This is a genomic window from Idiomarina aminovorans, from assembly GCF_023155095.1.
GTDB lineage: Bacteria > Pseudomonadota > Gammaproteobacteria > Enterobacterales > Alteromonadaceae > Idiomarina > Idiomarina aminovorans.
In genome coordinates this window covers 43,840-65,269 of record NZ_JAKNDA010000008.1, presented here as the reverse complement: position 1 = coordinate 65,269, position 21,430 = coordinate 43,840, and the positions used below count along the sequence as shown (strand labels likewise).

Sequence of the window (21,430 nt, the reverse complement as noted above, 5' to 3'; positions counted from 1 at the left end):
TAGGGTTTCCAACATATCATCGATTAATTTCTGAACCGATTCAATATCCTGAACTTTCTCTGCTGTAATCTTAAGCCTTGGATCTGGTGCTGTAAGAATTTCTAAAACTGCCATATTTACCTTTATACTTAAGCACATAACGCTGAACGAAGCGGCGCGTCTCACGCGTCCGCCTTCCGTGACTTGTTAGCTTCAGTCAAGCAACCCCAGTACGGTACCGTAATCCTTTACCGGTTCCCCATCGAGTGTAAAAACATTCATCACCAACTCGTCTCCTTTCTCGCTATAGATTTCGTAATGGGGATCATATGTATATGCAAACTCCTTTGGCAAATACTTTTCTATTAGACCGTCGAGATAATAAACATAAAAACCTGTCAACAACCTTATGTCATCTAAAGAAAGGTGGCTCCTATTATTAAATTCATTAATCTGCGACTTCGTATTAATGGAATTCAATTCGGAGCTTGCATCGTCAAGCGCTGACAAGAACGGGATTAAATTTTCAGCTTCTCCATATGTTACGGGAAAAACCAAGTCAAAATATCGAGTGAAAAATCTCATCGATTCTGAATAGTCTAAGCGAGACGGAGCTTTATGATCCGACCGACCGTTATAAATCGCGCTTAAAGAATTTAAAACTACTAGGTTACTCTCTAGCTCGTGTAATGAAGAGGTAAGCGATTGGGCCAAGTCTCTATCGGTTGCCCCTTCATTATTACTGTCAATATTTTCTCCTTCATTGGAGAAGCCGTAACTTATGGCTTGGTAGGTAATAAATGTAACTGACGCAATGAAAACTACTACAATAGGCCCCGCCCAAACCTGACTCACTTTTGGCAGCTCAAATTTAAACTGCTTGAAGAGTGCGTAGAATACGGCTAGCGCTAATCCGGGAACGCCCAGACTTGCAGCAATTTTCCAAAATTCGATACTCATTGATACCCTTTAAAAGCTAACGCCCAAATATGCGGCGCCCGACGTAGGAGGGCGTCCGGCGCGTGAAACGCGCGTACATTATTTGCTTGTTATGCATGCCTATTCAAAAACCGATTTATTACTTGAGTAAAACCTATAGTACGCCGAATGAAGGGGGGTATCTGCCGTTTCGCACCAAAAAACCTCAATTAGGGAGGCCATAGTTTCAGGGTTCGCATTGCTGCCTGTTGCGTCCACGTGCGGCTTCACCACCCTTTTTCCTACGAACTCTTCGATCGCGGTTTGTGCTCGTTTTTGAGCTTCAGCGTGAAGTGTGTAACTTGCTTCATCGCCTACAGCCATTACGTCACCACAAGTAATTACACCTGATGCCAGAGCCGGTGTTGAAAGCATGAACAAGCTTAGAAATTGGGCTAGTTTCATCGAATTACCCTCTTGCATAACATTTGTATATCGTGCATGCGCACTTTGTCATTTATTAAATAGCTTTCTTTTTCTTAGCAACCATCTAATAAATAAAGTATTTTCAGCAAAAATAGTAATAAAACCAAAAAGCCAAGCGAGCACGCTCATTTAACCCCTTTAAAATGCGCAATATCAGTCTTTACAATTTGCGTATGTAATTGACACTAAACGGATTAAATATGAAAAGCAATAACAAAACAGGCAACTTATAGAACAAAAGCGAGCGATAACTATCGATGAAAATAAAAGGAACCTTGCAACCCAGTAGAAACAAAGCCCACAACAAAAAAAGCCTGACAACTCAAAAAGAGCCATCAGGCCTTAATTAACAAACTAAATCAATTTTCTATCAAAAAAGCCGCAAAACTAGCTTAATCAACTCACCAAATCATCCGGCATATCACCATGCAGGCTATGCCAAATTTCAGCGGACTCGTAGCCGTAGCGGCGCACCAGGTTTACTGACTCGTTATAGTCGCCTTTGCGGGCAACGGCTATAAGGTTGTCGTAGTAGTCGCGGGCCAGCTGACGGGCTTCGGGTGACGAGAAGTAATACTGACCAATGCGCGAGTACAGGCCTTTAAAGCCGTTGAGTACCAGTACATAAATGGGGTTGCCGGAAGCCATGGCTAAGTCGTGGTTTAACTGGTAGTCAAACTCGGCGAATATTTTTTTGCTGTCTTCCAGCTCGCTGGTGGGTTCCAGTAGCTCAATCACCCGTTCCGGGTTATGGCGAATAGCGGCACGAATATAAATAGCGCTAATGTTGGTTCTGGCAGACAGCAGCTGATCGACCAGTTCCGGCATGCCGTCTTCGTCCAGGCGCGCCAGGGTTTCCAGAATATTCAGGCCGGAGGTTTCCCAAAAGTTGTTCACTTTGGTGGGTTTGCCATGTTGTATGGTCAACCAGCCGTCGCGCGCCAGGCGCTGCAGCACTTCACGCAAGGTGGTGCGCGTTACGCCAATAAGTTCAGACAGCTCACGTTCAGCGGGTAAAATAGTGCCCGGGGAAAAATGCCCGTTCCAGATAGATTTTACGATGTACTCCTCGGCAAAACCCGCCGGACTTTTCGCTTTTATTATCATATTCCCGCCTGTGTACTAACTAATGGAGGGATTCTAGCAGCCTTCTGTGAGGTCGGACAAGATAACTTCCGGCTTTATATCGACAACAGAGTGCTATTTGGGTATGGTTTCTACGTTTTTTACAGTTTCTTAAGGAAAATCATCATGCTATTTGTGGGTCGGTGGCCTAACAAACCGTTTGCCTGGTTACTGTTATTTTTAGGCTGTTCATTCCTGTTAGCGGCAGCCCTCTATTTTCAGATGGTTCTTGACTTAGAGCCCTGCGTAAAATGCGTGTATCAACGCATGGCGGTTATAGGAATAGGTCTGGCAGCTATTGTGGGCTTGTTTGGCTCCGGCTTTTGGCTGGCCCGTTGGGTGGCATTACTGGGCTGGCTGTACAGCAGCTTTGAAGGGCTGCGAATTGCCTACGACCACTGGGACTTACAAACCTCAAAAAATGCGTTCTTTGCGGTGTGTGAAAGTGCGCCTAATTTTCCTGGTTGGGCGCCGTTGCATGAATGGATGCCGGGGCTGTTTGCTGCACCGGGCTTATGCGGTGACATTGACTGGCAATGGCTCGGCTTAGGTATGCCGGGCTGGATGACGGTGATTTTTGCGGGCTTATTGCTCATTGGCGTTATTGTCACGCTGTGCCACATTGTTGCGTCCTTTAAGAAAAAAGACAGCTTTGTGCTTTACCACAAATAAGCCGTGCTAGCTTTCGCTCTGCAATGGCCAGGTAACAATTCGGTCTTCTAAATCCCCTTTGAACTTTGTTTCATTCACGCAATGGCCGGCCGCATGATAGCCGGCTTTTTGCATGGGCTCTTTGCTGCCTTCATGCCGTAACGGATGCCATTGTGGCAGGGGCTGCCCTTCTGCTCTTAACCGGTAAGCACAACTGGCTGGCATAAAATACACGTCGTCGAGGTTATCCGGGGTTAAGGTTACGCATTCGGGCACGCGTTGGCTGCGGTTTACGTAGTCGGTGCAACTTGCTGTTTCGGTATCTAATAACCGGCAACTCACATCCGTGGAGTAAAGGTTATCTTCTTCGTCCTGTAGCTGATTTAAGCAGCACTGCCCGCAGCCATCACACAGCGCTTCCCATTGTACATGGGTTAACGTGTGCAGTGGCTGCTCGAACCATTTCATCAGTGCCGACAAGCGTATTACCGTGGAAAGCGAATGCGATCGGACAAATAACCCACTGCCGCCACAAAGTAGTGTGAGCGGTTCCAGCGCATGAGCGCATCGTAGTTGGAGTAAGCCAGGTAAACGCGGCCTTCGTTGTCATCAGGAATGACCACAGATGCAACAATGTCGCCACGCGATGGCAGCGCCGAGCCGTCAAAACGCGTCACGCCCAGATCAGACCACTCGGCCAGCTTCTTCTTGGTGTCCAGCCCGGCTAATGACTCGTCAAAGCCTTCAGGTAACTGCACCTGACGGCCCCAGGTTACGTAGTCTTTCCAGCCCACAGAACTTAAGTAGTTAGCAGCTGAAGCAAATACATCCGGGAAGCTACCCCAAATGTCTTTTTTGCCGTCGTTGTCGTAGTCCACGGCGAAGCTCATGAAGGAGCTTGGCATAAACTGGGTTTGTCCCATAGCGCCAGCCCAGGAGCCTTTCATCTGTTCAGGTTGAATATGCCCTTCTTCAATAATGGTTAAAGCTTCCCACAATTGCTTTTTAAAGAAAGCTTCACGACGTCCGTCGAAGGCCAGCGTGGTTAACGCGGAAACCACGTCGAAACCACCGGTGTAGGAACCAAAGTTGGTTTCAATGCCCCACAGCGCGACAATGAAGCGCGGCTGAACGCCGTATTCTTTACCCACTTTGTCCAGCAGTTCTTTGTGTTCGTTGTATTTTTCTATGGCTTTTTCGGCTTTCCAGTCTGGCACTGCACGTGGCAGGTAAGTATCTAAGGTCAGTTTAAATTCAGGCTGGTTTTTATCCAGCTCCACCGCGCGCTCATAGTACTTAACTTGGGCAAAGGCTTTATCCAGTGTGTTTTGCTTGTAACCACTTTCAATAGCCTCGGCTTTCAGAGCTTCAACGTAGGTGGCGAACTTTTGGTTAACCGCTTCGCTGGACTCTTTTTTAGCTTTATCTTCAGTTTCCTGATAGGCAAAAGCCGGCGCACTAAGCGCAAATGAAGAGGCCAGACAAAAAGCCAGTCCTGCCACTTTTATTTTAGTTGTTAACATTGAAGTTCCTCTCGTTTCGGTGGCAACTGCAAATAGAAACCATCGTTATGCAAATGCTGCTGTAACTTTTCGACCGTTAAACGGGCCAACTGTTCACGCCCGGCAAGGTTTATTGTCAGTACTTTTTCTGCGCGACCAAACTGGCCCAGCAAAACATCAGGCACGTCTGTGAATTCGTTACCGTGAGGCAGGTAAAGATAAGTATCGACTTTTTTAGAGCTGCGATAAACATCACACAGCATGGCGGTTCTCCTGAATGGGGCTACTTGCTAATTATAGCTTGTAATTCTGCCCCAATTGCGTGCTCACGCCAACCCACCATTAAGTCAGGTTGCGGCAAACGCTGCTGTTGTTGCGTCGAGTATTGCCAATGAAAGTTAATAAAGTCATTAATTTGCTTGCGCGAAGCCACCAATGACGCCGGTACCTGTAAAGATTCCGCCAATTCCGAAACAGCCTTTTTAATGGCTTTAAAGGTTGGCTTATAACCCTCCATGTCGTCTAGGCGTTCTAGTGTTTGCGGCAATTCAGACTCAGGCACTTGTTCGGCCTGTTGAATGCAGCGAATAATATCCCGCCCGGAATATTTGCGTGACAGGGGCGCTAAATCGGGAATGCGGCTTAGCTCATCATCACTTTTCGGCAGGCGGCGGGCTATTTCCAGCAACACACCGTCCTTGGCAATAAACCCTAAAGGAATGTCGCGCTCGCGCGCTTTGTGTAAGCGCCAGGGCGTTAAAATTTTAAGTGCGGCTAACTGACGCGGATGACACTGCCAGGCATTGCCTACGGCTAAATACAGCAAATCATCCGGCCAGCTTTGGGTGCGTTTGCGTACCTGAATTTGTGACTCTTCGTACACAATATCTAAGCAGCCTTTTTCTTCACACAAGGCTTTTAAATACGGGTACATTACCGCCAGATAACTGGCATCGGCGGCCGCGTAGTCCAGTTGTTCGTCGCTTAACGGGCGTTTCAGCCAATTGGTACGCGACAGGCTTTTGTCCAGCTCAACACCGTCAAATAAGGCATCGACCAAACGAGCATAGCCCATAGAGTCACCCAGGCCACAAAAACTCGCGGCTATCTGGCTGTCAAAAATTTGCTGGGGCTGGCGTCCGCCACTTTGTTGAAAAAATAGCTCGATATCTTCACCACCGGCGTGCAGCACGGTCTCAATGTTGTCACTGGCTATTAGTTGCCATAGTGGCTCTAAATTGATATCTGTCAGCGGATCAACTATAGCCGTAGTGCCATTGGCGTAAATTTGCAGCAACCCCAGCTGAGCGTAGTAGGTTCTTTCACGCACAAACTCGGAGTCAATAGCAAACCAGCCAGAGGCTTTCGCTTGCTGGCACAGACTTTCTAATTCAGCGGTGGTGGTTACAAGCCGGTACTGATGTACCGACTCCGGCAGGTTCAACGGTAGAGTCAAACGTCTTCCTCGTCACGCAGTTCGCGGCGAAGTATTTTGCCGACATTGGATTTAGGCAGTTCATCACGGAACTCAACCAGTTTAGGCACTTTGTAGCCGGTCATGTTTTCGCGCGAAAAGTCGATAATTTCGCGTTCGGTTAATGACTTGTCTTTAGCCACAATAAACACTTTTACCACTTCACCCGATGATTCATGCGGCACACCAATTGCGGCTGACTCAAGAATCTTCGGATGGTCCGCTAAAACATCTTCAATTTCATTTGGATAGACATTAAAGCCCGACACCAGAATCATGTCTTTTTTGCGATCCACAATTTTAAAGTAACCACGTTCGTCAACCGTAGCCATGTCGCCGGTTGCGAACCAGCCGTCTTTAATGGATTCCGCTGTCGCTTCCGGGCGGTTCAGATAACCCTCCATAACCTGCGGGCCTTTGACTTCCAGCTCACCCGGCTCTCCCATCGGCATTTCTTCGCGGGTGTCTGAGTCAATAATACGAACGTCGGTGCTTGGCACCGGCAAGCCAATGCTGCCCGTATAGTGCTCAATGTCGTACGGGTTAACCGTAACCACCGGCGCACACTCGGTTAAGCCGTAGCCTTCCAGCAAGCGTGACTTAGTTACCCGTTCCCACTCTTCGGCAACCGCTTTTTGAACCGCCATGCCGCCGCCCAGAGCAATTTTCAAGTTAGAGAAGTCAACGTCCTTAAAGCCCTTGGTATTCAACAGGCCATTAAACAAGGTATTAACACCCGAAATCATGGAGAACGGATACTTGTTCAGCTCTTTCACAAAGTTGGGCATGTCACGCGGGTTGGTGATCAACACGTTTTTACCACCGTGCTTAATAAAGGTCAGGCAGTTCGCCGTTAAGGCAAAAATGTGATAAAGCGGCAGCGCGGTAATGATGGTTTCTTCACCATCGTTCATTATAGGTGTAATACAGGCAGATACTTGTTCCAGATTCGCCACCATATTGCGGTGGGACAACATAGCGCCTTTAGCAACACCAGTGGTTCCGCCGGTGTATTGCAAAAATGCGATATCATCACCAGTGACTTGCGGACGCTGATACTCAGCCGTAGCGCCTTTGGCCAAAGCCTGATTTAAGCTGACAGTACCTTTCAGGTTATGAGAAGGCACCATGCGCTTAATGTGTTTAACCACAAAGTTGACTACCCAGCGCTTGGGTGCTGGCAGCTGATCACCTATTTGTGTGGTAATAACAAAATCAAGCGGCGCTTCATTTTTAATTTTTTCGTAGGTTTGAGCAAAGTTTTCTAAAATAACCAGAGCTTTGGATTGTGAGTCGGTCAACTGATGTTTTAATTCGCGAGGTGTATACAGCGGATTAACATTAACCACTGTCATGCCCGCACGCAAAATACCAAATAAAGCAATAGGATACTGCAACAGGTTAGGCATCATAACGGCAACGGCGTCGCCTTTTTTTAACCCTTTACTTTGCAGATAAGCGGCAAATTCACGAGTTTTTACACCCAGCTCTTTGAAACTCAGTGCTGAATCCATATTAACAAAGGCGGTTTTTTCACCGTACTTTTCTATGGACTGTTCCAGGATATCAGCCAAAGATGAAAAATGATCCGGATCAATAGTTTCTGGTACGCCTGCTGGGTAGTTTTTCAGCCAAATTTTTTCCATAAAAGGCTCTGCCTCTAACTGTTTATCGTTATTTTAGTGGCGTAATCATCGCATATCCGACCAGTTAATCCTAGTCGTTCAAAACGGCTAACCGTGCGATTTAAGCAACTCAGCGATTTTCACAGGTTGTTCCATATGCACGTGATGCCCGCCCCTTAGCGTCATGCAACTTAATTTTGACACTTTATCCTGCCAATTTTTTAAGGCATTTTCTAACTTGTCATAGCCCTCGGTGCCGCGCACTACCACAACCGGCATAGTCAACTCTTTCAGTAAGTCATCCACCGCTGTACTCGGCAGCCGATAGGCCGAGGTTGCTTTCACCCGGGCGTCGGCACGCCAATGCCAACGACCATCGGAACGGTGTTCACAGCCGCGCTCAACAATTAATTGAACCAGCCCGGTCGAAAAATCGGCCTGCGCAGCACGCGCTTCTACTGCAGAATCAAAATTACTGTAGCTTCGCCAGCGTGGCGTCTGTAATTTTTTACGGCTTAAAAAACCTTGCTGTAATTGCTCTCTGGCGTTAGTGCCATCTGACACCAGCAACCCAAAGGCTTCAATTAAAATTAAGCTTTTTATACGCTCCGGACACAAAGTCGCGACAACATTACTAACAAAGCCCCCCATGGAATGACCTAAAAGCGTCAGGTTTTTCCAGTCTTGCTGTTGAATCAGCTGCCACAAATCGTAAGCGTAATCGATAAAGTGATAGTAGTTGCCGCTAGGTCGGTGATCACTGAGGCCGTGTCCGGCCCAGTCAAGGGCCAGTAAGCCGCCCGCTTCTGCAGGCCAGTGTTCGGCCAGCGGTAAAAAGCTGTGGCTGTTATCTAACCAACCATGAGTCGCCACAACCCGAATGTCGCTGGGGTCACCCCAGCACAGGCCCCGCAGCGTGCCCCAGTCAAGCTCATAGCTGACTGGGGTGGCGAGCTCTAAGGCTTCTCGATAATCCATGGTTAAGTGGATTAATTGTTATTTTTAGCGGGCGTTCCGGACTTGTCCTGAACACGAACGCGAACCGGATAACGGTATGGGTAGTAAGGAGAATAGAAATTGTGACGGAACCAAAGCGGCGAGTAATCAACCTCTGCATGGCTCTTTTTGCGCTCCGGCTGCCATAAATAATAACCAGTAGCTTCAATCACCGGATAGGTATAAATGTACTCATCAATTTTGCCTTGCTGCGGCTGACCGATACTGCCTACAAAGCTTATTGAACGGCCGGCTTTATAAACATCGGGGTCAACAAAATCATTGACCACGGCTAAAAAGCGGCCCTGACTGTTGTCACTGACTTCAGGGCGACCCCAGCGTTTTAACGGAAAGCTGACAATTTCCAGAACCGTGTGGTCTTTGGCATTGCGGACATCGGCAATAACACCACCCCAGCGAGCAGAATCACCGACCACTTTCTCGCCCTGGTGTTTAGCCACTTTATAACCGACAAGAGCGTCTTCGTTTTCACTGGCAATTTGCTCGGGGACAGAAGAGCAACCTGCCAATACCAGTGCCATTGTCGCTGCGTATATTATTTTCATATCAAACCCGGTTTTCATAACAGACCTCACTCAGGCGTAAATATCAACACCAAACATTGACGTGATTTGCTCTCTTTTTTCACTTAACGCAACACTTTGGTACGTGTTCAGTGCTTTTTGAGAGCGTTGTGGTGGTTCATCGTAAAATGTATTTAATGATTCCCACCGTTCCGCACGCTGCTTGCTTTGCCGCACATCAGGCGCAACTTGCCGCGAATCAGCAACTTGCGTCCGGCTTTGCCCCGGACGTTGCTCATTTTCTGGCGCGACCCTTTGTGGCCCTTGCTGCTGATTGTTTAGCGGCTGAACCGCCTGCGGATTAATTCGCACGTCAACGATGACCCATCTGTTAATAAGACTGATTTTATTATGGCGAGTTCAGTGCCATTCGGCAAGTTATCGCCCCGGCAATTTTTTCCAGGTGACTTCATTACGCACATACAAAGGTTCTAAGTTTTCGGCATGCACTGCCAAAACATTGCCTTTAGTGGCTAAAGTCAGCATATCTTCAGCCAGCGGCAAGCGACAATCGCCGCTGTGCTTTAACTGCTTTTTCGGATCCAGTATTTCAGAGTAGTTATCCCAGCCCGTGCCTGCGGTATAAAAACCCTGAATATTGTAGTCGGCAAATAAGGTTTCAGATGGCTCGGCCACCGCCGGTTCAGTAACGGCTTCTGCAACGCCGCTGTTATTACGGTAAAGCGCATAATAAATTTCACCCATGCGCGCATCAATACAGGCAACCACGGCTTCAGCCTGGTGTTTACGAATGGCCTGTTGCGCTAAAGCCTGCAAACTACTGACCGGAAATACCGGCAATTCTGAACTAAACGCCAGCCCCTGCGCCATGGACACGCCAATGCGTACGCCGGTAAAGCTTCCCGGACCAACCCCAACAACCAGCCCGTTAAGCTGGTTTAAATCGGTTTTGGCTTGTTGTAGTACTTGCTCAACAAAGGGGAGTAATCGTTGTGAGTGCTCGCGCGGGCTTTCAATAGCTTCACTGAAAAAAGTATTCTGCCATTGTAAAGCTACCGAGCAATTCTCGGTCGACGTATCAACTGCTAATAGGTTCGTCATTATTGGTTTCATCTTTCTCTGCAACCTGCGCCAAAAAACTCAGCGCTTCATTTAAGTCCCGGGTTCGTGACATAGCCGGTAAGCTGGATAAAAACTGCTTACCATACTGGCGTGTGACCAGACGGCTGTCGCAAACAATTAAAACACCGGAGTCGTCTTTATCTCGAATTAACCGCCCTGCGCCCTGTTTCAGAGCGATTATTGCCTGCGGTAATTGTATTGTGCTGAAGGCATCGACGCCGCGCAAGCGAGCGTCTTCAACACGAGCATTCAATAACGGGTCATCGGGTGAGGCAAAGGGCAATTTGTCGATAATAACACAGCGTAGCGCCTCTCCTCGTACATCTACCCCTTCCCAGAAGGAAGAAGTCCCCAACAGAACCGCGTTGCCTTGTTTGGTAAAGGTATCCAGTAATTCGGTTTTGCCCGACTCGCCCTGTACCAGAATGTCCCGATCCAGCCGGTCGCGCAAAATGACCGCCATTTGCTGTAGCATACGGTGACTGGTAAAGAGCAAGAAGGTGCCGCCCCGGTTTACCTTAACGCACTGCTCGGCAATTTCGGTCAACATCTGATGCCGATTCGGGTCATTCGCTTCGGGCAGATAACGTGGTAAACATAACTTCGCCTGTTTAGCAAAATCGAACGGGCTTTCCAGTAAGAGCGTGTCGGCTTCTTCAATTCCTAAGCGTTTCGTAAAGTAGTCAAATTGTTCGTTAACCGCCAGAGTGGCCGAGGTAAACACCCAGCTCATTTTGTTGCGTTTAATATAACCACCAAAAGTTTTGGCAACGCTTAACGGTGTCTGGTGCAAACTAACGTGACGCGGCGTGGTTTCAAACCAAAAGCTGTAACCGGTACGGTCCACATCCATTAACTGACGCCAGATATACAGGTGCTGCTCGGCGCGTTCGTGCAAATTATCAAAATCTTTATTGCGGCCAATGGCAGTTTTCATTACATCGGTTAACAGCGTTAAACGCTCCTGCACACGCTCAGCAACTTCAGCAACTTCGTTTTTTTTACGCCAGTCGCGCCAGTTACCCCGCATTGGGTCGCGCGGAAACAACAGACGCCAGTCTTTTAACGTCTGCAGTAACGTACGCGTCATAGCGCTTGCCTGAGACAAGTCCTTCAGCTCGGTCATACATAACCGCTGCAGTTCTTCGCACAGCTCGGTCAACTGCCGGCTGGATACGGTTTCACCGAAGTACTGGCTGGCGATATCCGGAATTTGATGGGCTTCATCAAACACCACCGTATCCACGCTCGGGATAAGTTCGCCAAAGCCGGTATCTTTTAGCGCCATGTCGGCAAAAAACAGATGATGATTAACCACCACAATGTCGGCTTCCATAGCCTCTTTGCGGGCTTTCACCAGGTGGCAGTCTTCATAAACAGGACAGTCTCGCCCCAGGCAGTTGTCCTGGGTGCTGGTAACCTGAGGTCGTACGGCCGCGTCTTCGGCTAACGCATTAAGCTCCCCCATATCACCACTGCGTGTGGTTGTGGACCATCGCTTTACTGTAATGAGCTGATTTTGAATGTCTTTACTGAATTGTCCGGCTTGCTGGTTTGCCTGCTCCATGCGGTGCAGACACAAATAATTAGAACGGCCTTTTAATAAAGCCACGACTTTTTCTGGCGCCAGAGCCTTTCTTAAAGTGGGTAAGTCACGATGAAAAAGTTGTTCCTGCAGGTTTTTGGTACCGGTAGAAATAATGGCTTTGCCTTTTCCCAGTAACACCGGGGCTAAATACGCAAACGTTTTGCCGGTGCCGGTTTCCGCCTCCACCACCAGCTGCCCTTTTTTCTTAACGGTAGCGGCAATGGCTTCTGCCATTTTCTGTTGGGCTGCCCGCGGCTGGAAGTTTGTAATTGCCTGCGCCAGTTCGCCCGTTGGCTTAAAGACTGATAGAACTGTTGCCATAACCTGTACCGCTAAAAAAATAGACGCGTATTATGACATAGATATTGGCTCAGGCGTAGGTGTCGATATGTCCTGAAGGCGGGGTTTCATCGTCGTCAGTCACCTCTTCGGCCTCGGGCTCTGCAGACGCTTGTTGTTTCTGATGATCGTCGTTGTCGTGTCTTTGTTTATCTTCGTTGATGGTTGAGCCTTCTTCCTCGTTTACTGCGCGCAACTCATGTATTTTTTCAACCTGATTGACTTTCATTTGCTCACGAGCGTGATCCACAGCCACACGAGTGTCTTTGGGTATCAGCGGAACCATTGCATCAAAGTTAGCCATTATCTGTCTTTTTAGCCTCTCAGAGGGTTATCCGTTATTTGACTATACAACCACTGTTTGAATAATAACCTGATATCGACTCAATAACCAATAAGTTTACTCTTGCATTACCTTACCCAGATGGTATAGTGCTATACAACTTTACGGAGTAAACTTATTTTTTGGAGTGTTAATTATGCACCTTGTTCACAGCCACCACCATCATCACTGGAACCATATGGCCTAGCCGTGAACTTTGTGTTTGGGCCAGCCGTATAAACGCTGGCCTTTCAATTGACTATACAACCCCTGAAAGGCACACACTTTCGGGGGTTTTTTTATTTTAGGAGCTGTTATGACTGACCGTTTAACCATTGCGATACAGAAATCTGGACGACTGAGTAAAGAATCGATGGCATTGCTGAATGCCTGCGGCGTTAAGTTTAGTGTTAACGAAGCGCGCTTAATTGCGCATAGCACCAGTCATCCTATTGATTTACTGCGCGTTCGTGATGACGACATTCCCGGTCTGGTTATGGACGGCGTGGTCGACCTTGGCCTTGTCGGCGAGAACGTACTGGAAGAGGCGCGTTTAGAACGCATTGCCACCGACTCGGTCGCCGCTTATCAGCCACTGCGCGGCCTGGAATTTGGACAGTGTCGATTATCGCTGGCACTTCCAAAAGAGAGTCAGTACCAGTCGCTGAAAGATTTAGATGGCCTGAGAGTCGCCACCACCTACCCTCAGTTACTGAAACGTTACCTGAAAGACAACGGCGTTAATGCCCGTACCGTTATGCTGACCGGCTCTGTTGAAGTTGCTCCCCGCGCCGGCCTGGCTGAAGCTATTTGTGACTTAGTGTCTACCGGCGCTACGCTGGAAGCAAACGGTCTGGTTGAGAAGGACGTAATATTCCGTTCGCAGGCACAACTCATTCAGCGTGCCGACAAATTAGCAGACGAAAAGCAGGCCATGATTGACCAGTTACTGCCACGCATAGACGGCGTGCAAATGGCTCGGGAAAGCAAATACATTATGCTGCATGCGCCTAAAAACAAGCTGGAGCAAGTGGTTGAATTATTGCCTGGCGCGGAAACCCCGACCATTCTGCCGCTAAGCCACACCGACGAGCAAGTTGCCGTACACATGGTCAGTACCGAAAAGCTGTTCTGGGAAACCATGGAAGATCTGAAAGCCATGGGCTGTAGCTCAATACTTGTGTTACCTATTGAAAAAATGATGGGGTGATTGATTATGAGCCGTTTACAAATACCCATTGAACAATGGCAAAGCCTGAGCGCTGAGAAACAGCTTCAGCGGTTGTCCCGTCCGGTGAAGGCTCAGGCAGAGTCATTACGCCAAACCGTGACCGCCATTTTGAACGATGTCCGCGATAACGGCGAACAGGCAGTGCTGAAGTACACGCGCCAGTTCGATAACCCGGACGCTACTTCGCTGCGCTTAAACGATGCGCAAGTCGATGCGGCGATTGCTAAATTAGATGACAAAGTAAAACGGGCCATTGATACCGCTTATCAGACTATTTATCGTTTTCATGAGACCCAGCGTCCGACAGACCTCAGTATAGAAACCGCACCTGGCGTTCAGTGCGAACTGCGCTTTGCGCCACTGGATGCGGTCGGTTTGTACATTCCCGGTGGCACGGCAACCTTACCGTCTACCGCGTTAATGCTGGGCGTTCCGGCACAAATAGCCGGATGTCAGCGAGTGGTTATGACCAGCCCGCCGAACAAGCAGGGACAACTGCCGGCAGCGCTGCTTTATGCGGCAAAACTTTGTGACGTGACTGATATCTTATTGTGCGGTGGTGCTCAAGCCATCGGCGCTTTGGCCTACGGTATAGAATCGTCTCCCGCGGTGGGTAAAGTCTTTGGCCCGGGTAACAGTTTTGTTACCGAAGCCAAACAACAAGTCAGCCAAAATGACAGCGGCTGTGCCATGGACTTACCGGCGGGCCCTTCAGAGCTGCTAGTGATTGCCGACGACAGCGCCAATCCGGCCTACGCGGCAGCCGATTTACTGTCACAGGCCGAGCACGGCCCGGATTCTCAGGTAATTTTACTGACTCCTTCAATGGCCGTTGCCGAGCAGATACGGGAGGCTTTAATTGAGCAATGCGCGCAATTAAGCCGCGCCGATATTGCCGAGCAGGCTTTAGCGTCCAGTCGCCTGTTAGTAGTAACAGATATAGATGAAGCCATAGCCGTTAGTGAGGCCTACGCCCCCGAGCACCTTTGTATTCAGACAGACAATGCAAGAGATCTGTTACCCCGGTTGACCCGCGCAGGCTCAATATTTGTCGGGCACTTTACCCCCGAGTCCGGCGGCGACTATGCAACCGGTACCAACCACGTACTGCCGACTTATGGCTACGCGCGTAACTACAGCAGTTTAGGTTTGGCGGATTTTTACCGCCGCTACACCGTGCAGGAAGCCAGCCAGAAAGGATTGCGCCAGCTTGCGGAGGCCATTACCACACTGGCCGACGTTGAAGGCTTAGATGCGCACAAACGTGCCGTGACCATTCGTACGGAGAGCGAGTTATGAGCATTGTCGATCGGTTGCAGCGCCAGCACTTAAAAGAGTTAACGCCCTACGCATCGGCTCGCCGCAGCATGAGTGGCGGCAATATCTGGCTGAACGCAAATGAGTCACCGTACAGCAATTCGTACTCAGTTGATGACACTAAGCTTAACCGGTATCCGGAGTTTCAGTCGAAGCCGCTAAACCAGGCCTATGCAGAGTACGCCGGCATTGAGGCGTCACAGGTATTAAGCAGCCGCGGTTCCGACGAAGGCATTGAACTGCTGATACGTGCCTTTTGTGAGCCAGCCAAAGATAAAGTCATAATTTGCCCGCCGACCTACGGTATGTACGCCATTTCAGCCAAGACCTTTGCGGTGGGTGTCAACGAAGTGCCGTTGCTGGATAACTGGCAACTGGACACTGAAGCCGTAATTGAGGCCTCGACTAAGTGCAAGGTTATTTTTCTTTGCTCTCCGTCAAACCCTTTGGGTAGCGCGTTGAACCCCGATGACATTGAACAGGTGCTGCAGCACGCACCCAGCTCTATTGTGGTGGTGGATGAAGCCTATATTGAGTTCAGCTCCGGTGACAGTGTGGTCAATTGGTTAGAGCGCTACCCCAATTTGGTAGTATTGCGGACCTTATCTAAAGCTTTTGCTTTAGCTGGCATCCGTTGTGGCTTTTTGCTAGCAAGCGACGATATTATTGAACTGCTGCAAAAAGTTCTGGCCCCCTACCCGCTACCGGATCCAACAGTACAAATTGCGGTGCAGGCACTACAAAAAAGCTCGCTTGAACGGCTGCAAAAACAAGTGTCTGCGCTGCTGAGTGAGCGCAAAAAAGTTCAAACCGAACTTGAGTCCATGCCAATGAGCTTAATAGCAGAGAGCGATACGAATTTTCTGCTGTATCAATGTAACGACGCCGTTGGTTTAGTGACTGCACTGGCCGATACCGGTTTATTAATACGCAACCAGTCGGCCCAGCGGGGCTTAGATAATGTGGTGCGTATTACGGTCGGCAGCGCTGCCGAAAACAATGAACTGATTCAACAGTTACGGAAGTATTATTTATGAGCCAACAAGCAATGTTATTTATCGACCGTGACGGCACCCTGGTTGAAGAGCCTGCTATCGACAAGCAGCTCGACAGCGTCGATAAGCTGGTGTTTGAACCCAATGTGGTACCGGCGCTGCTAAAACTGCAACGGGCGGGCTACAAACTGGTGATGGTATCGAATCAGGATGGTCTGGGTACCGACAGCTTTCCGCAGGCCGACTTTGATGCCCCGCATAATTTGATGATGGCGGTGTTTGAGTCCCAGGGTATTCGCTTTGACGATGTTTTAATTTGCCCGCACTTTGACAATGATAACTGCAGCTGCCGCAAACCGGCACTGGGACTGGTGCGTTCCTATCTGAAAGAAGGCCGTGTCGACTTTACCAGTTCGTATGTTATTGGCGACCGCGAGACCGACCTGCAACTGGCTGAGAACATGGGCATTGAAGGCCTGCGTTACAGCCGTAATGAATTGAACTGGGACGCCATTGTGCACCAGTTGCTGGATAATCCGCGTACCGCTTCGGTTACCCGCACCACCCGCGAAACCGACATTAATATTAAAGTGGATTTAGACAGCCAGGCACCACGCGTATTTGATACCGGCATTGGCTTTTTTGATCACATGCTGGAGCAGATAGCTACCCACGCCGGTTTTTCACTATCGGTTCAGGTTAAGGGCGACTTGCACATTGATGACCACCACACCATTGAAGATACCGCATTAGCCTTAGGTCAGGCCTTACGCTCTGCACTGGGTGACAAACGCGGTATTGGTCGCTTTGGTTTCGCGCTGCCTATGGATGAATGCCGGGCAGAGTGTCTGATAGATTTATCCGGACGCCCCTATTTGAAGTGGGAAGCTGACTTCACCCGCGACAAAGTGGGCGAGTTATCAACCGAGATGGTCGAGCACTTTTTCCGCTCGCTGACCGACGCTATGGCCATGAGTCTGCATTTGTCGACCACCGAAGGTAACACCCACCACCAGGTCGAAAGCCTGTTTAAAGTGTTTGGCCGGGCTCTGCGTCAGGCCATTAATAAAACCGGCGACCAACAGCTGCCGTCAAGTAAGGGGATGCTGGCATGAAGGTGGTGATTGTGGATACCGAGTGCGCCAATTTAACCTCTGTGCGCTTTGCGGTGGAACGCTTAGGTTACTCAGTGTTGATTACCGATGACGCCGACCAGATAAAAGCCGCTGATCGTGTCATTTTACCCGGTGTCGGTACCGCAGCCGCGGCTATGCGTAATTTGCAGCGCAAGCAGTTAGTTGAGCCTTTGCGCCAGCTAACCCAGCCGGTGCTGGGTATTTGCCTAGGCATGCAGTTGTTGACGTCTCATTCTGAAGAGGGCGATGTTGACTGCCTGAACCTGATTCCGGCGAAAACCAAGCGCCTTCGGGATACTGGCTTACCGCTGCCGCATATGGGTTGGAATACGCTGCAACCAACAGCCGAGAACCCGCTCATTAATGACACCGGTAATTACTGCTATTTTGTCCACAGCTTTGCTGTAGCAGTTGATGAATATACTATTTCCAGCAGTGAATATGGCGAGCGCTTTGCCTCAATGATACGCCACAACAATTATTTTGGTGCGCAGTTTCACCCTGAACGTTCGGGCAAATTCGGCGAAGCCCTGTTGAAACGATTTTTGGAGTTAGAACTATGCTGATACCAGCTCTGGATCTCATCGATGGCAAAGTGGTGCGCCTGTATCAGGGTGACTTTGCACAAAAAACCGAGTTTGATTTAACCCCGCTGGGGCAGGCTCAGCTTTATGCCAAAGCCGGTGCCGAATGGTTGCACCTGGTCGACTTAGACGGCGCAAAAGATCCCGACAGGCGCCAGCAGAATTTACTGGCAAAACTGGTTTCGGAGTCGGGTATGAAATGCCAGGCCGGTGGCGGCATACGCACAACAGCGGACCTAGAAACCCTGTTTGAAGCCGGTATTGAACGCGCCATTATTGGCTCGACAGCCGTGAATAACCCCGAGAAAGTCTCTGGTTGGTTTGAAACATACGGCCCGGAAAAAATTGTACTCGCGCTGGATGTCAACATAGACCCGAATGGCAACGCCATGGTGGCTACGCACGGCTGGCAGCAGGCCAGCACGCACACACTGGACAATATTCTGAATCGTTATCTTGATTTAGGCTGTCGCCATGTACTTTGTACCGACATTAGCAAAGACGGTACTATGACCGGCACCAACGTCGAGCTTTACAAGCGCTACAAGCAGCTTTACCCACAGGTGGTCTGGCAGGCGTCGGGTGGTGTCAGTTGCTTAGACGATCTTAAAGATTTGAAAGCCGTAAACTGTGATTCAGTTATTCTGGGTAAGTCTTTACTTACCGGCGCTTTCACTATGCAGGAGGCTCTGGAATGCTGGCAAAACGCGTAATACCTTGCCTGGATGTTCGTGACGGACAAGTGGTAAAAGGGGTTAAGTTCCGTAACCATGAAATTATTGGTGACATAGAGCCGCTGGCAAAGCGTTATGCAGAAAGCGGCGCTGACGAACTGGTATTTTATGACATTACCGCCTCGGCCGATGGTCGAACGGTGGATAAGTCATGGGTTGAGCGGGTGGCACGGGAAATTAATATTCCGTTTACCGTAGCCGGCGGCATTCGTTCGGTTGAGCACGCACAGACCATGCTCTCCATGGGGGCGGATAAAATTTCGATTAACTCACCGGCCCTGCTCAACCCCGATTTAATTAATACCTTGGTTGAAGAATTTGGCCAGCAGTGCATCGTTATTGGTATTGACAGTTTTTACAACGAACAGTCAGATCAATACGAAGTGCATCAGTTTACCGGCGATGAAAGCAAGTCACGTAAATCAGCCTGGCAGACCAAAGACTGGCTACAAGAAGTAATTGCCCGCGGTGCTGGTGAAATTGTTCTGAATTGCATGAACCAGGACGGTGTTCGCAAAGGCTACGATATTGCGCAACTGTCGGCTTTACGTGAATACTGCTCGGTTCCCCTGATAGCCTCTGGTGGTGCTGGTGAAATTCAGCACTTTATCGATGCCTTTCAGCAGGCCAAAGTTGACGGCGCGCTGGCGGCTTCGGTCTTTCACAAAAACATATTCAGCATTGCCGACGTAAAAACGGCAATGGCGGCTAATAATGTTGTCGTTCGCGCTATAGAAGCGCCTCAGGAGACACTATGAAAATTGAGTTAGAAACCATTGACCAGCTGGCCTGGGAAAAAATGTCGGGACTGATTCCCTGTACCGTACAACATGCGTTGACCGGTGAAGTTTTAATGCAGGGCTACATGAATGCTGAAGCTATAAAAGAAAGTTTAACAACCGGCAAAACCACCTTTTACAGCCGCAGCAAAGAGCGTTTATGGACCAAGGGCGAGAGCTCGAAAAACTACCTGCATCTTAAAGGCATGTATTCAGATTGTGATGATGACGCGCTGTTAGTTCACGCTCTGCCCGATGGAGCGACCTGCCACTTAGGTAACCGCAGTTGTTTTGATGCTGCGCCTAAACCGTTGCTACACGAATTAGATACGCTTATCGCTGGCCGTAAAGGCGCAGATGCCAGCGAAAGCTATACCGCCAGCCTGTTTGCTAAAGGCATAAAACGCGCGGCTCAAAAAGTTGGCGAAGAAGGCGTGGAAGTAGCTTTAGCCGCGGCAACTGAAGATAAACACGAATTGGTTAACGAAAGTGCAGACTTACTTTATCATCTGTTGGTTGTGCTACAGGCAAGCGAACTCAGCCTGGAAGATGTGTTGGAAGTGTTAGCGAAGCGCCGCGGTTAAGCGGCACTATTAAGCTGTTCACGAAAATGCTTACGCTCGTATTTGCGGGATACGCGGCGTAAGCGCAATGACAAGAGTACCGCCGCGACACTTAAACCACTGATAAAACCAATCCAGAAACCAGCCGCGCCCATGGCCGGTACCACCCAGTCGGTACGCCCCAGAATAAAACCAACGGTTAAACCAAATGGCCAGTAAGAGATAAACGCCAGTACCATTGGATATTTAGTGTCTTTATAGCCTCGCAGAGTGCCAATAGAAATGGCCTGGAACGTATCGGACACAGTAAAAATAGCCGCCAGACCCATCAATGTCGCTGCCAGATTGATAATATCTTTGTCGGGCGTATACAGACTCGCCAGCCAGCCGCCGCCCAAGTACATGATAAGACCGTTCACAGCGGCAAACGCACCACCAAACAGCATAGCCAGTTTAAAACTCAACATGGCATTTTTCGGGTCACCGGCACCCAGCGCAAAGCCCACCCGTAAAGTCACCGCCATAGAAATACTCAGCGGCACCATATACACCAGTGAACTGATATTCAGCGCAATTTGGTGCGCAGAAACTACGGTCGGTCCTAACGGAGCTATCAATAGCGCCACCGCCGCAAATAAGCTGACTTCGAAGAACAATGACATGGATATCGGGAAGCCGATACGGATAACGTAGGTAACATCGTCCCAGTTGGGCCGATACCAGCGGCGCAGCAGCCGTAATCGCTTATACCGTTTTGCCGTAAAGGTGTACACGACCATAGAAATGGCCATGCCCCAAAGTACAATGGCCGTTGCCAGGCCACAACCGGCACCACCCAGTTCCGGCATCCCAAATTCACCATAAACAAAAATGTAGTTGGCGGGTATGTTAATAATTAAGCCGATAAAGCCAATGATGAGCGACGGCATGGTATTCGACATACCTTCGCAGAAGTTTCTTAAAACCGCATAAATAACAAAACCCGGTATGCCCCAGGCAACATAAAACAGGTAATCCAGCGTGATGGCGCGAAAGTCGTTTTCAACCTCCATCGCATCCAGTAACCAGGGCGCGGAAGACATTCCGATAAGGGTAATAACACCAACAATAGCGCAGGCGTATAAGCCCTGTTGCAGTATATTGGCAACGCGCCGGTGTGAATTTGAACCATCCAGATGTGAAATAATTGGAGCCAGGGCTAAAGCCAGGCCAAAGACTAACAGCGTTGCCGGTACAAAAATGCTGCCGCCGACTGAAACCGCCGCCAAATCCAGAGCCCCTTTGCGGCCGGCCATAACGGTATCAACCACACTCATTAACATTTGAGTGAGCTGAGCAACCAAAATTGGACCGGTCAGCTTAGCCAGCTTACGACATTCGGCTTTGTTATTAGTCCACCAATTCACTCGTTTTCACTCT

24 protein-coding genes are annotated in these 21,430 nt (G+C 49.2%); 9 read left to right on the top strand and 15 right to left on the bottom strand.

Annotated features, from left to right (window positions below; genetic code table 11):
- Window positions 1-192 precede the first annotated feature (192 nt).
- The 3 genes from L8G48_RS12820 to fadR form a co-directional block, all read right to left on the bottom strand.
- A complete protein-coding gene (locus L8G48_RS12820; RefSeq protein WP_248265011.1) occupies window positions 193-939 on the bottom strand; it encodes a hypothetical protein in 747 nt (248 codons plus the stop codon).
- A 99-nt stretch (window positions 940-1,038) separates the two neighbouring features.
- Window positions 1,039-1,362 carry a hypothetical protein gene (locus tag L8G48_RS12815; RefSeq protein WP_248265010.1) on the bottom strand — a complete coding sequence of 108 codons (324 nt, stop codon included), beginning with the start codon at window positions 1,360-1,362 and terminating at the stop codon, window positions 1,039-1,041.
- A 417-nt stretch (window positions 1,363-1,779) separates the two neighbouring features.
- Entirely contained in the window at window positions 1,780-2,490 is a 711-nt protein-coding gene (gene fadR, locus L8G48_RS12810) for a fatty acid metabolism transcriptional regulator FadR (protein WP_248265009.1), read from the bottom strand.
- Window positions 2,491-2,634: 144 nt separating this feature from the next.
- Between fadR and dsbB the strand changes: the two genes are divergently transcribed.
- Window positions 2,635-3,180, top strand: coding sequence for a disulfide bond formation protein DsbB (gene dsbB / locus L8G48_RS12805; protein ID WP_248265008.1), 546 nt, complete (start codon window positions 2,635-2,637; stop codon window positions 3,178-3,180).
- Window positions 3,181-3,186: 6 nt separating this feature from the next.
- Here dsbB and L8G48_RS12800 read toward each other — a convergent pair whose 3' ends face one another.
- The 11 genes from L8G48_RS12800 to L8G48_RS12750 form a co-directional block, all read right to left on the bottom strand.
- The gene (locus L8G48_RS12800) at window positions 3,187-3,639 is read right to left on the bottom strand and encodes a YcgN family cysteine cluster protein (protein ID WP_443986724.1); all 453 of its coding nucleotides are present in this window, start codon (window positions 3,637-3,639) and stop codon (window positions 3,187-3,189) included.
- A gap of 5 nt (window positions 3,640-3,644) precedes the next feature.
- Complete coding sequence (locus L8G48_RS12795) at window positions 3,645-4,682, bottom strand: lytic murein transglycosylase (protein WP_248265007.1); 1,038 nt, start codon at window positions 4,680-4,682, stop codon at window positions 3,645-3,647.
- Window positions 4,676-4,924: a YcgL domain-containing protein gene (locus L8G48_RS12790; RefSeq protein ID WP_248265006.1), complete on the bottom strand. Its 249-nt coding sequence runs from the start codon at window positions 4,922-4,924 to the stop codon at window positions 4,676-4,678. Before L8G48_RS12790 ends, L8G48_RS12795 begins: the two co-directional genes overlap by 7 nt.
- Window positions 4,925-4,944: 20 nt before the next feature.
- Window positions 4,945-6,117: a ribonuclease D gene (gene rnd, locus L8G48_RS12785; RefSeq protein ID WP_248265005.1), complete on the bottom strand. Its 1,173-nt coding sequence runs from the start codon at window positions 6,115-6,117 to the stop codon at window positions 4,945-4,947.
- Complete coding sequence (fadD, locus tag L8G48_RS12780) at window positions 6,114-7,781, bottom strand: long-chain-fatty-acid--CoA ligase FadD (protein ID WP_248265004.1); 1,668 nt, start codon at window positions 7,779-7,781, stop codon at window positions 6,114-6,116. The genes rnd and fadD overlap by 4 nt, the downstream gene beginning before the upstream one ends.
- Window positions 7,782-7,868: 87 nt before the next feature.
- Complete coding sequence (locus L8G48_RS12775; RefSeq protein WP_248265003.1) at window positions 7,869-8,738, bottom strand: alpha/beta fold hydrolase; 870 nt, start codon at window positions 8,736-8,738, stop codon at window positions 7,869-7,871.
- Window positions 8,739-8,749: 11 nt separating this feature from the next.
- The gene (locus L8G48_RS12770) at window positions 8,750-9,322 is read right to left on the bottom strand and encodes a Slp family lipoprotein (protein ID WP_248265002.1); all 573 of its coding nucleotides are present in this window, start codon (window positions 9,320-9,322) and stop codon (window positions 8,750-8,752) included.
- Window positions 9,323-9,352: 30 nt separating this feature from the next.
- The gene (locus L8G48_RS12765; RefSeq protein ID WP_248265001.1) at window positions 9,353-9,652 is read right to left on the bottom strand and encodes a hypothetical protein; all 300 of its coding nucleotides are present in this window, start codon (window positions 9,650-9,652) and stop codon (window positions 9,353-9,355) included.
- Between the two features lie 66 nt (window positions 9,653-9,718).
- Window positions 9,719-10,402 carry a tRNA (adenosine(37)-N6)-threonylcarbamoyltransferase complex dimerization subunit type 1 TsaB gene (tsaB, locus tag L8G48_RS12760; protein ID WP_248265000.1) on the bottom strand — a complete coding sequence of 228 codons (684 nt, stop codon included), beginning with the start codon at window positions 10,400-10,402 and terminating at the stop codon, window positions 9,719-9,721.
- Window positions 10,380-12,332, bottom strand: a complete 1,953-nt coding sequence (gene yoaA, locus L8G48_RS12755) for a DNA repair helicase YoaA (protein ID WP_248264999.1) — start codon at window positions 12,330-12,332, stop codon at window positions 10,380-10,382. The genes tsaB and yoaA overlap by 23 nt, the downstream gene beginning before the upstream one ends.
- A 49-nt stretch (window positions 12,333-12,381) precedes the next feature.
- Entirely contained in the window at window positions 12,382-12,654 is a 273-nt protein-coding gene (locus L8G48_RS12750) for a hypothetical protein (RefSeq protein WP_248264998.1), read from the bottom strand.
- Between the two features lie 334 nt (window positions 12,655-12,988).
- Here L8G48_RS12750 and hisG point away from each other — a divergent pair, with 334 nt between their 5' ends.
- The 8 genes from hisG to hisIE are packed head-to-tail and all read left to right on the top strand — an operon-like array spanning window position 12,989 to window position 20,032.
- Window positions 12,989-13,882 carry an ATP phosphoribosyltransferase gene (hisG, locus tag L8G48_RS12745; RefSeq protein WP_248264997.1) on the top strand — a complete coding sequence of 298 codons (894 nt, stop codon included), beginning with the start codon at window positions 12,989-12,991 and terminating at the stop codon, window positions 13,880-13,882.
- A 6-nt stretch (window positions 13,883-13,888) separates the two neighbouring features.
- Complete coding sequence (gene hisD, locus L8G48_RS12740; protein ID WP_248264996.1) at window positions 13,889-15,202, top strand: histidinol dehydrogenase; 1,314 nt, start codon at window positions 13,889-13,891, stop codon at window positions 15,200-15,202.
- Window positions 15,199-16,257, top strand: a complete 1,059-nt coding sequence (gene hisC, locus L8G48_RS12735) for a histidinol-phosphate transaminase (protein WP_248264995.1) — start codon at window positions 15,199-15,201, stop codon at window positions 16,255-16,257. Before hisD ends, hisC begins: the two co-directional genes overlap by 4 nt.
- Complete coding sequence (gene hisB, locus L8G48_RS12730) at window positions 16,254-17,330, top strand: bifunctional histidinol-phosphatase/imidazoleglycerol-phosphate dehydratase HisB (protein ID WP_248264994.1); 1,077 nt, start codon at window positions 16,254-16,256, stop codon at window positions 17,328-17,330. The genes hisC and hisB overlap by 4 nt, the downstream gene beginning before the upstream one ends.
- A complete protein-coding gene (gene hisH, locus L8G48_RS12725; RefSeq protein ID WP_248264993.1) occupies window positions 17,327-17,917 on the top strand; it encodes an imidazole glycerol phosphate synthase subunit HisH in 591 nt (196 codons plus the stop codon). The genes hisB and hisH overlap by 4 nt, the downstream gene beginning before the upstream one ends.
- On the top strand, window positions 17,911-18,648 hold the full coding sequence (hisA, locus tag L8G48_RS12720) for a 1-(5-phosphoribosyl)-5-[(5-phosphoribosylamino)methylideneamino]imidazole-4-carboxamide isomerase (RefSeq protein WP_248264992.1): 738 nt from the start codon (window positions 17,911-17,913) through the stop codon (window positions 18,646-18,648). The genes hisH and hisA overlap by 7 nt, the downstream gene beginning before the upstream one ends.
- On the top strand, window positions 18,630-19,427 hold the full coding sequence (gene hisF, locus L8G48_RS12715) for an imidazole glycerol phosphate synthase subunit HisF (RefSeq protein WP_248264991.1): 798 nt from the start codon (window positions 18,630-18,632) through the stop codon (window positions 19,425-19,427). Before hisA ends, hisF begins: the two co-directional genes overlap by 19 nt.
- Window positions 19,424-20,032, top strand: coding sequence for a bifunctional phosphoribosyl-AMP cyclohydrolase/phosphoribosyl-ATP diphosphatase HisIE (gene hisIE / locus L8G48_RS12710; protein ID WP_248264990.1), 609 nt, complete (start codon window positions 19,424-19,426; stop codon window positions 20,030-20,032). Before hisF ends, hisIE begins: the two co-directional genes overlap by 4 nt.
- On the opposite strand, the gene L8G48_RS12705 is transcribed toward hisIE, so the two are convergent.
- The gene (locus L8G48_RS12705) at window positions 20,029-21,417 is read right to left on the bottom strand and encodes an MATE family efflux transporter (protein WP_248264989.1); all 1,389 of its coding nucleotides are present in this window, start codon (window positions 21,415-21,417) and stop codon (window positions 20,029-20,031) included. The genes hisIE and L8G48_RS12705 overlap by 4 nt on opposite strands.
- Window positions 21,418-21,430: the final 13 nt, after the last annotated feature.

Bases quoted from the DNA above. Each gene is read 5' to 3' on its own strand.
- L8G48_RS12820 (WP_248265011.1), bottom strand. From the start codon at position 939: ATGAGTATCGAATTTTGGAAAATTGCTGCAAGTCTGGGCGTTCCCGGA.
- L8G48_RS12815 (WP_248265010.1), bottom strand. From the start codon at position 1,362: ATGAAACTAGCCCAATTTCTAAGCTTGTTCATGCTTTCAACACCGGCT.
- fadR (WP_248265009.1), bottom strand. From the start codon at position 2,490: ATGATAATAAAAGCGAAAAGTCCGGCGGGTTTTGCCGAGGAGTACATC.
- dsbB (WP_248265008.1), top strand. From the start codon at position 2,635: ATGCTATTTGTGGGTCGGTGGCCTAACAAACCGTTTGCCTGGTTACTG.
- L8G48_RS12795 (WP_248265007.1), bottom strand. From the start codon at position 4,682: ATGTTAACAACTAAAATAAAAGTGGCAGGACTGGCTTTTTGTCTGGCC.
- L8G48_RS12790 (WP_248265006.1), bottom strand. From the start codon at position 4,924: ATGCTGTGTGATGTTTATCGCAGCTCTAAAAAAGTCGATACTTATCTT.
- fadD (WP_248265004.1), bottom strand. From the start codon at position 7,781: ATGGAAAAAATTTGGCTGAAAAACTACCCAGCAGGCGTACCAGAAACT.
- L8G48_RS12775 (WP_248265003.1), bottom strand. From the start codon at position 8,738: ATGGATTATCGAGAAGCCTTAGAGCTCGCCACCCCAGTCAGCTATGAG.
- L8G48_RS12770 (WP_248265002.1), bottom strand. From the start codon at position 9,322: ATGAAAATAATATACGCAGCGACAATGGCACTGGTATTGGCAGGTTGC.
- tsaB (WP_248265000.1), bottom strand. From the start codon at position 10,402: ATGACGAACCTATTAGCAGTTGATACGTCGACCGAGAATTGCTCGGTA.
- yoaA (WP_248264999.1), bottom strand. From the start codon at position 12,332: ATGGCAACAGTTCTATCAGTCTTTAAGCCAACGGGCGAACTGGCGCAG.
- L8G48_RS12750 (WP_248264998.1), bottom strand. From the start codon at position 12,654: ATGGCTAACTTTGATGCAATGGTTCCGCTGATACCCAAAGACACTCGT.
- hisG (WP_248264997.1), top strand. From the start codon at position 12,989: ATGACTGACCGTTTAACCATTGCGATACAGAAATCTGGACGACTGAGT.
- hisD (WP_248264996.1), top strand. From the start codon at position 13,889: ATGAGCCGTTTACAAATACCCATTGAACAATGGCAAAGCCTGAGCGCT.
- hisC (WP_248264995.1), top strand. From the start codon at position 15,199: ATGAGCATTGTCGATCGGTTGCAGCGCCAGCACTTAAAAGAGTTAACG.
- hisB (WP_248264994.1), top strand. From the start codon at position 16,254: ATGAGCCAACAAGCAATGTTATTTATCGACCGTGACGGCACCCTGGTT.
- hisH (WP_248264993.1), top strand. From the start codon at position 17,327: ATGAAGGTGGTGATTGTGGATACCGAGTGCGCCAATTTAACCTCTGTG.
- hisA (WP_248264992.1), top strand. From the start codon at position 17,911: ATGCTGATACCAGCTCTGGATCTCATCGATGGCAAAGTGGTGCGCCTG.
- hisF (WP_248264991.1), top strand. From the start codon at position 18,630: ATGCTGGCAAAACGCGTAATACCTTGCCTGGATGTTCGTGACGGACAA.
- hisIE (WP_248264990.1), top strand. From the start codon at position 19,424: ATGAAAATTGAGTTAGAAACCATTGACCAGCTGGCCTGGGAAAAAATG.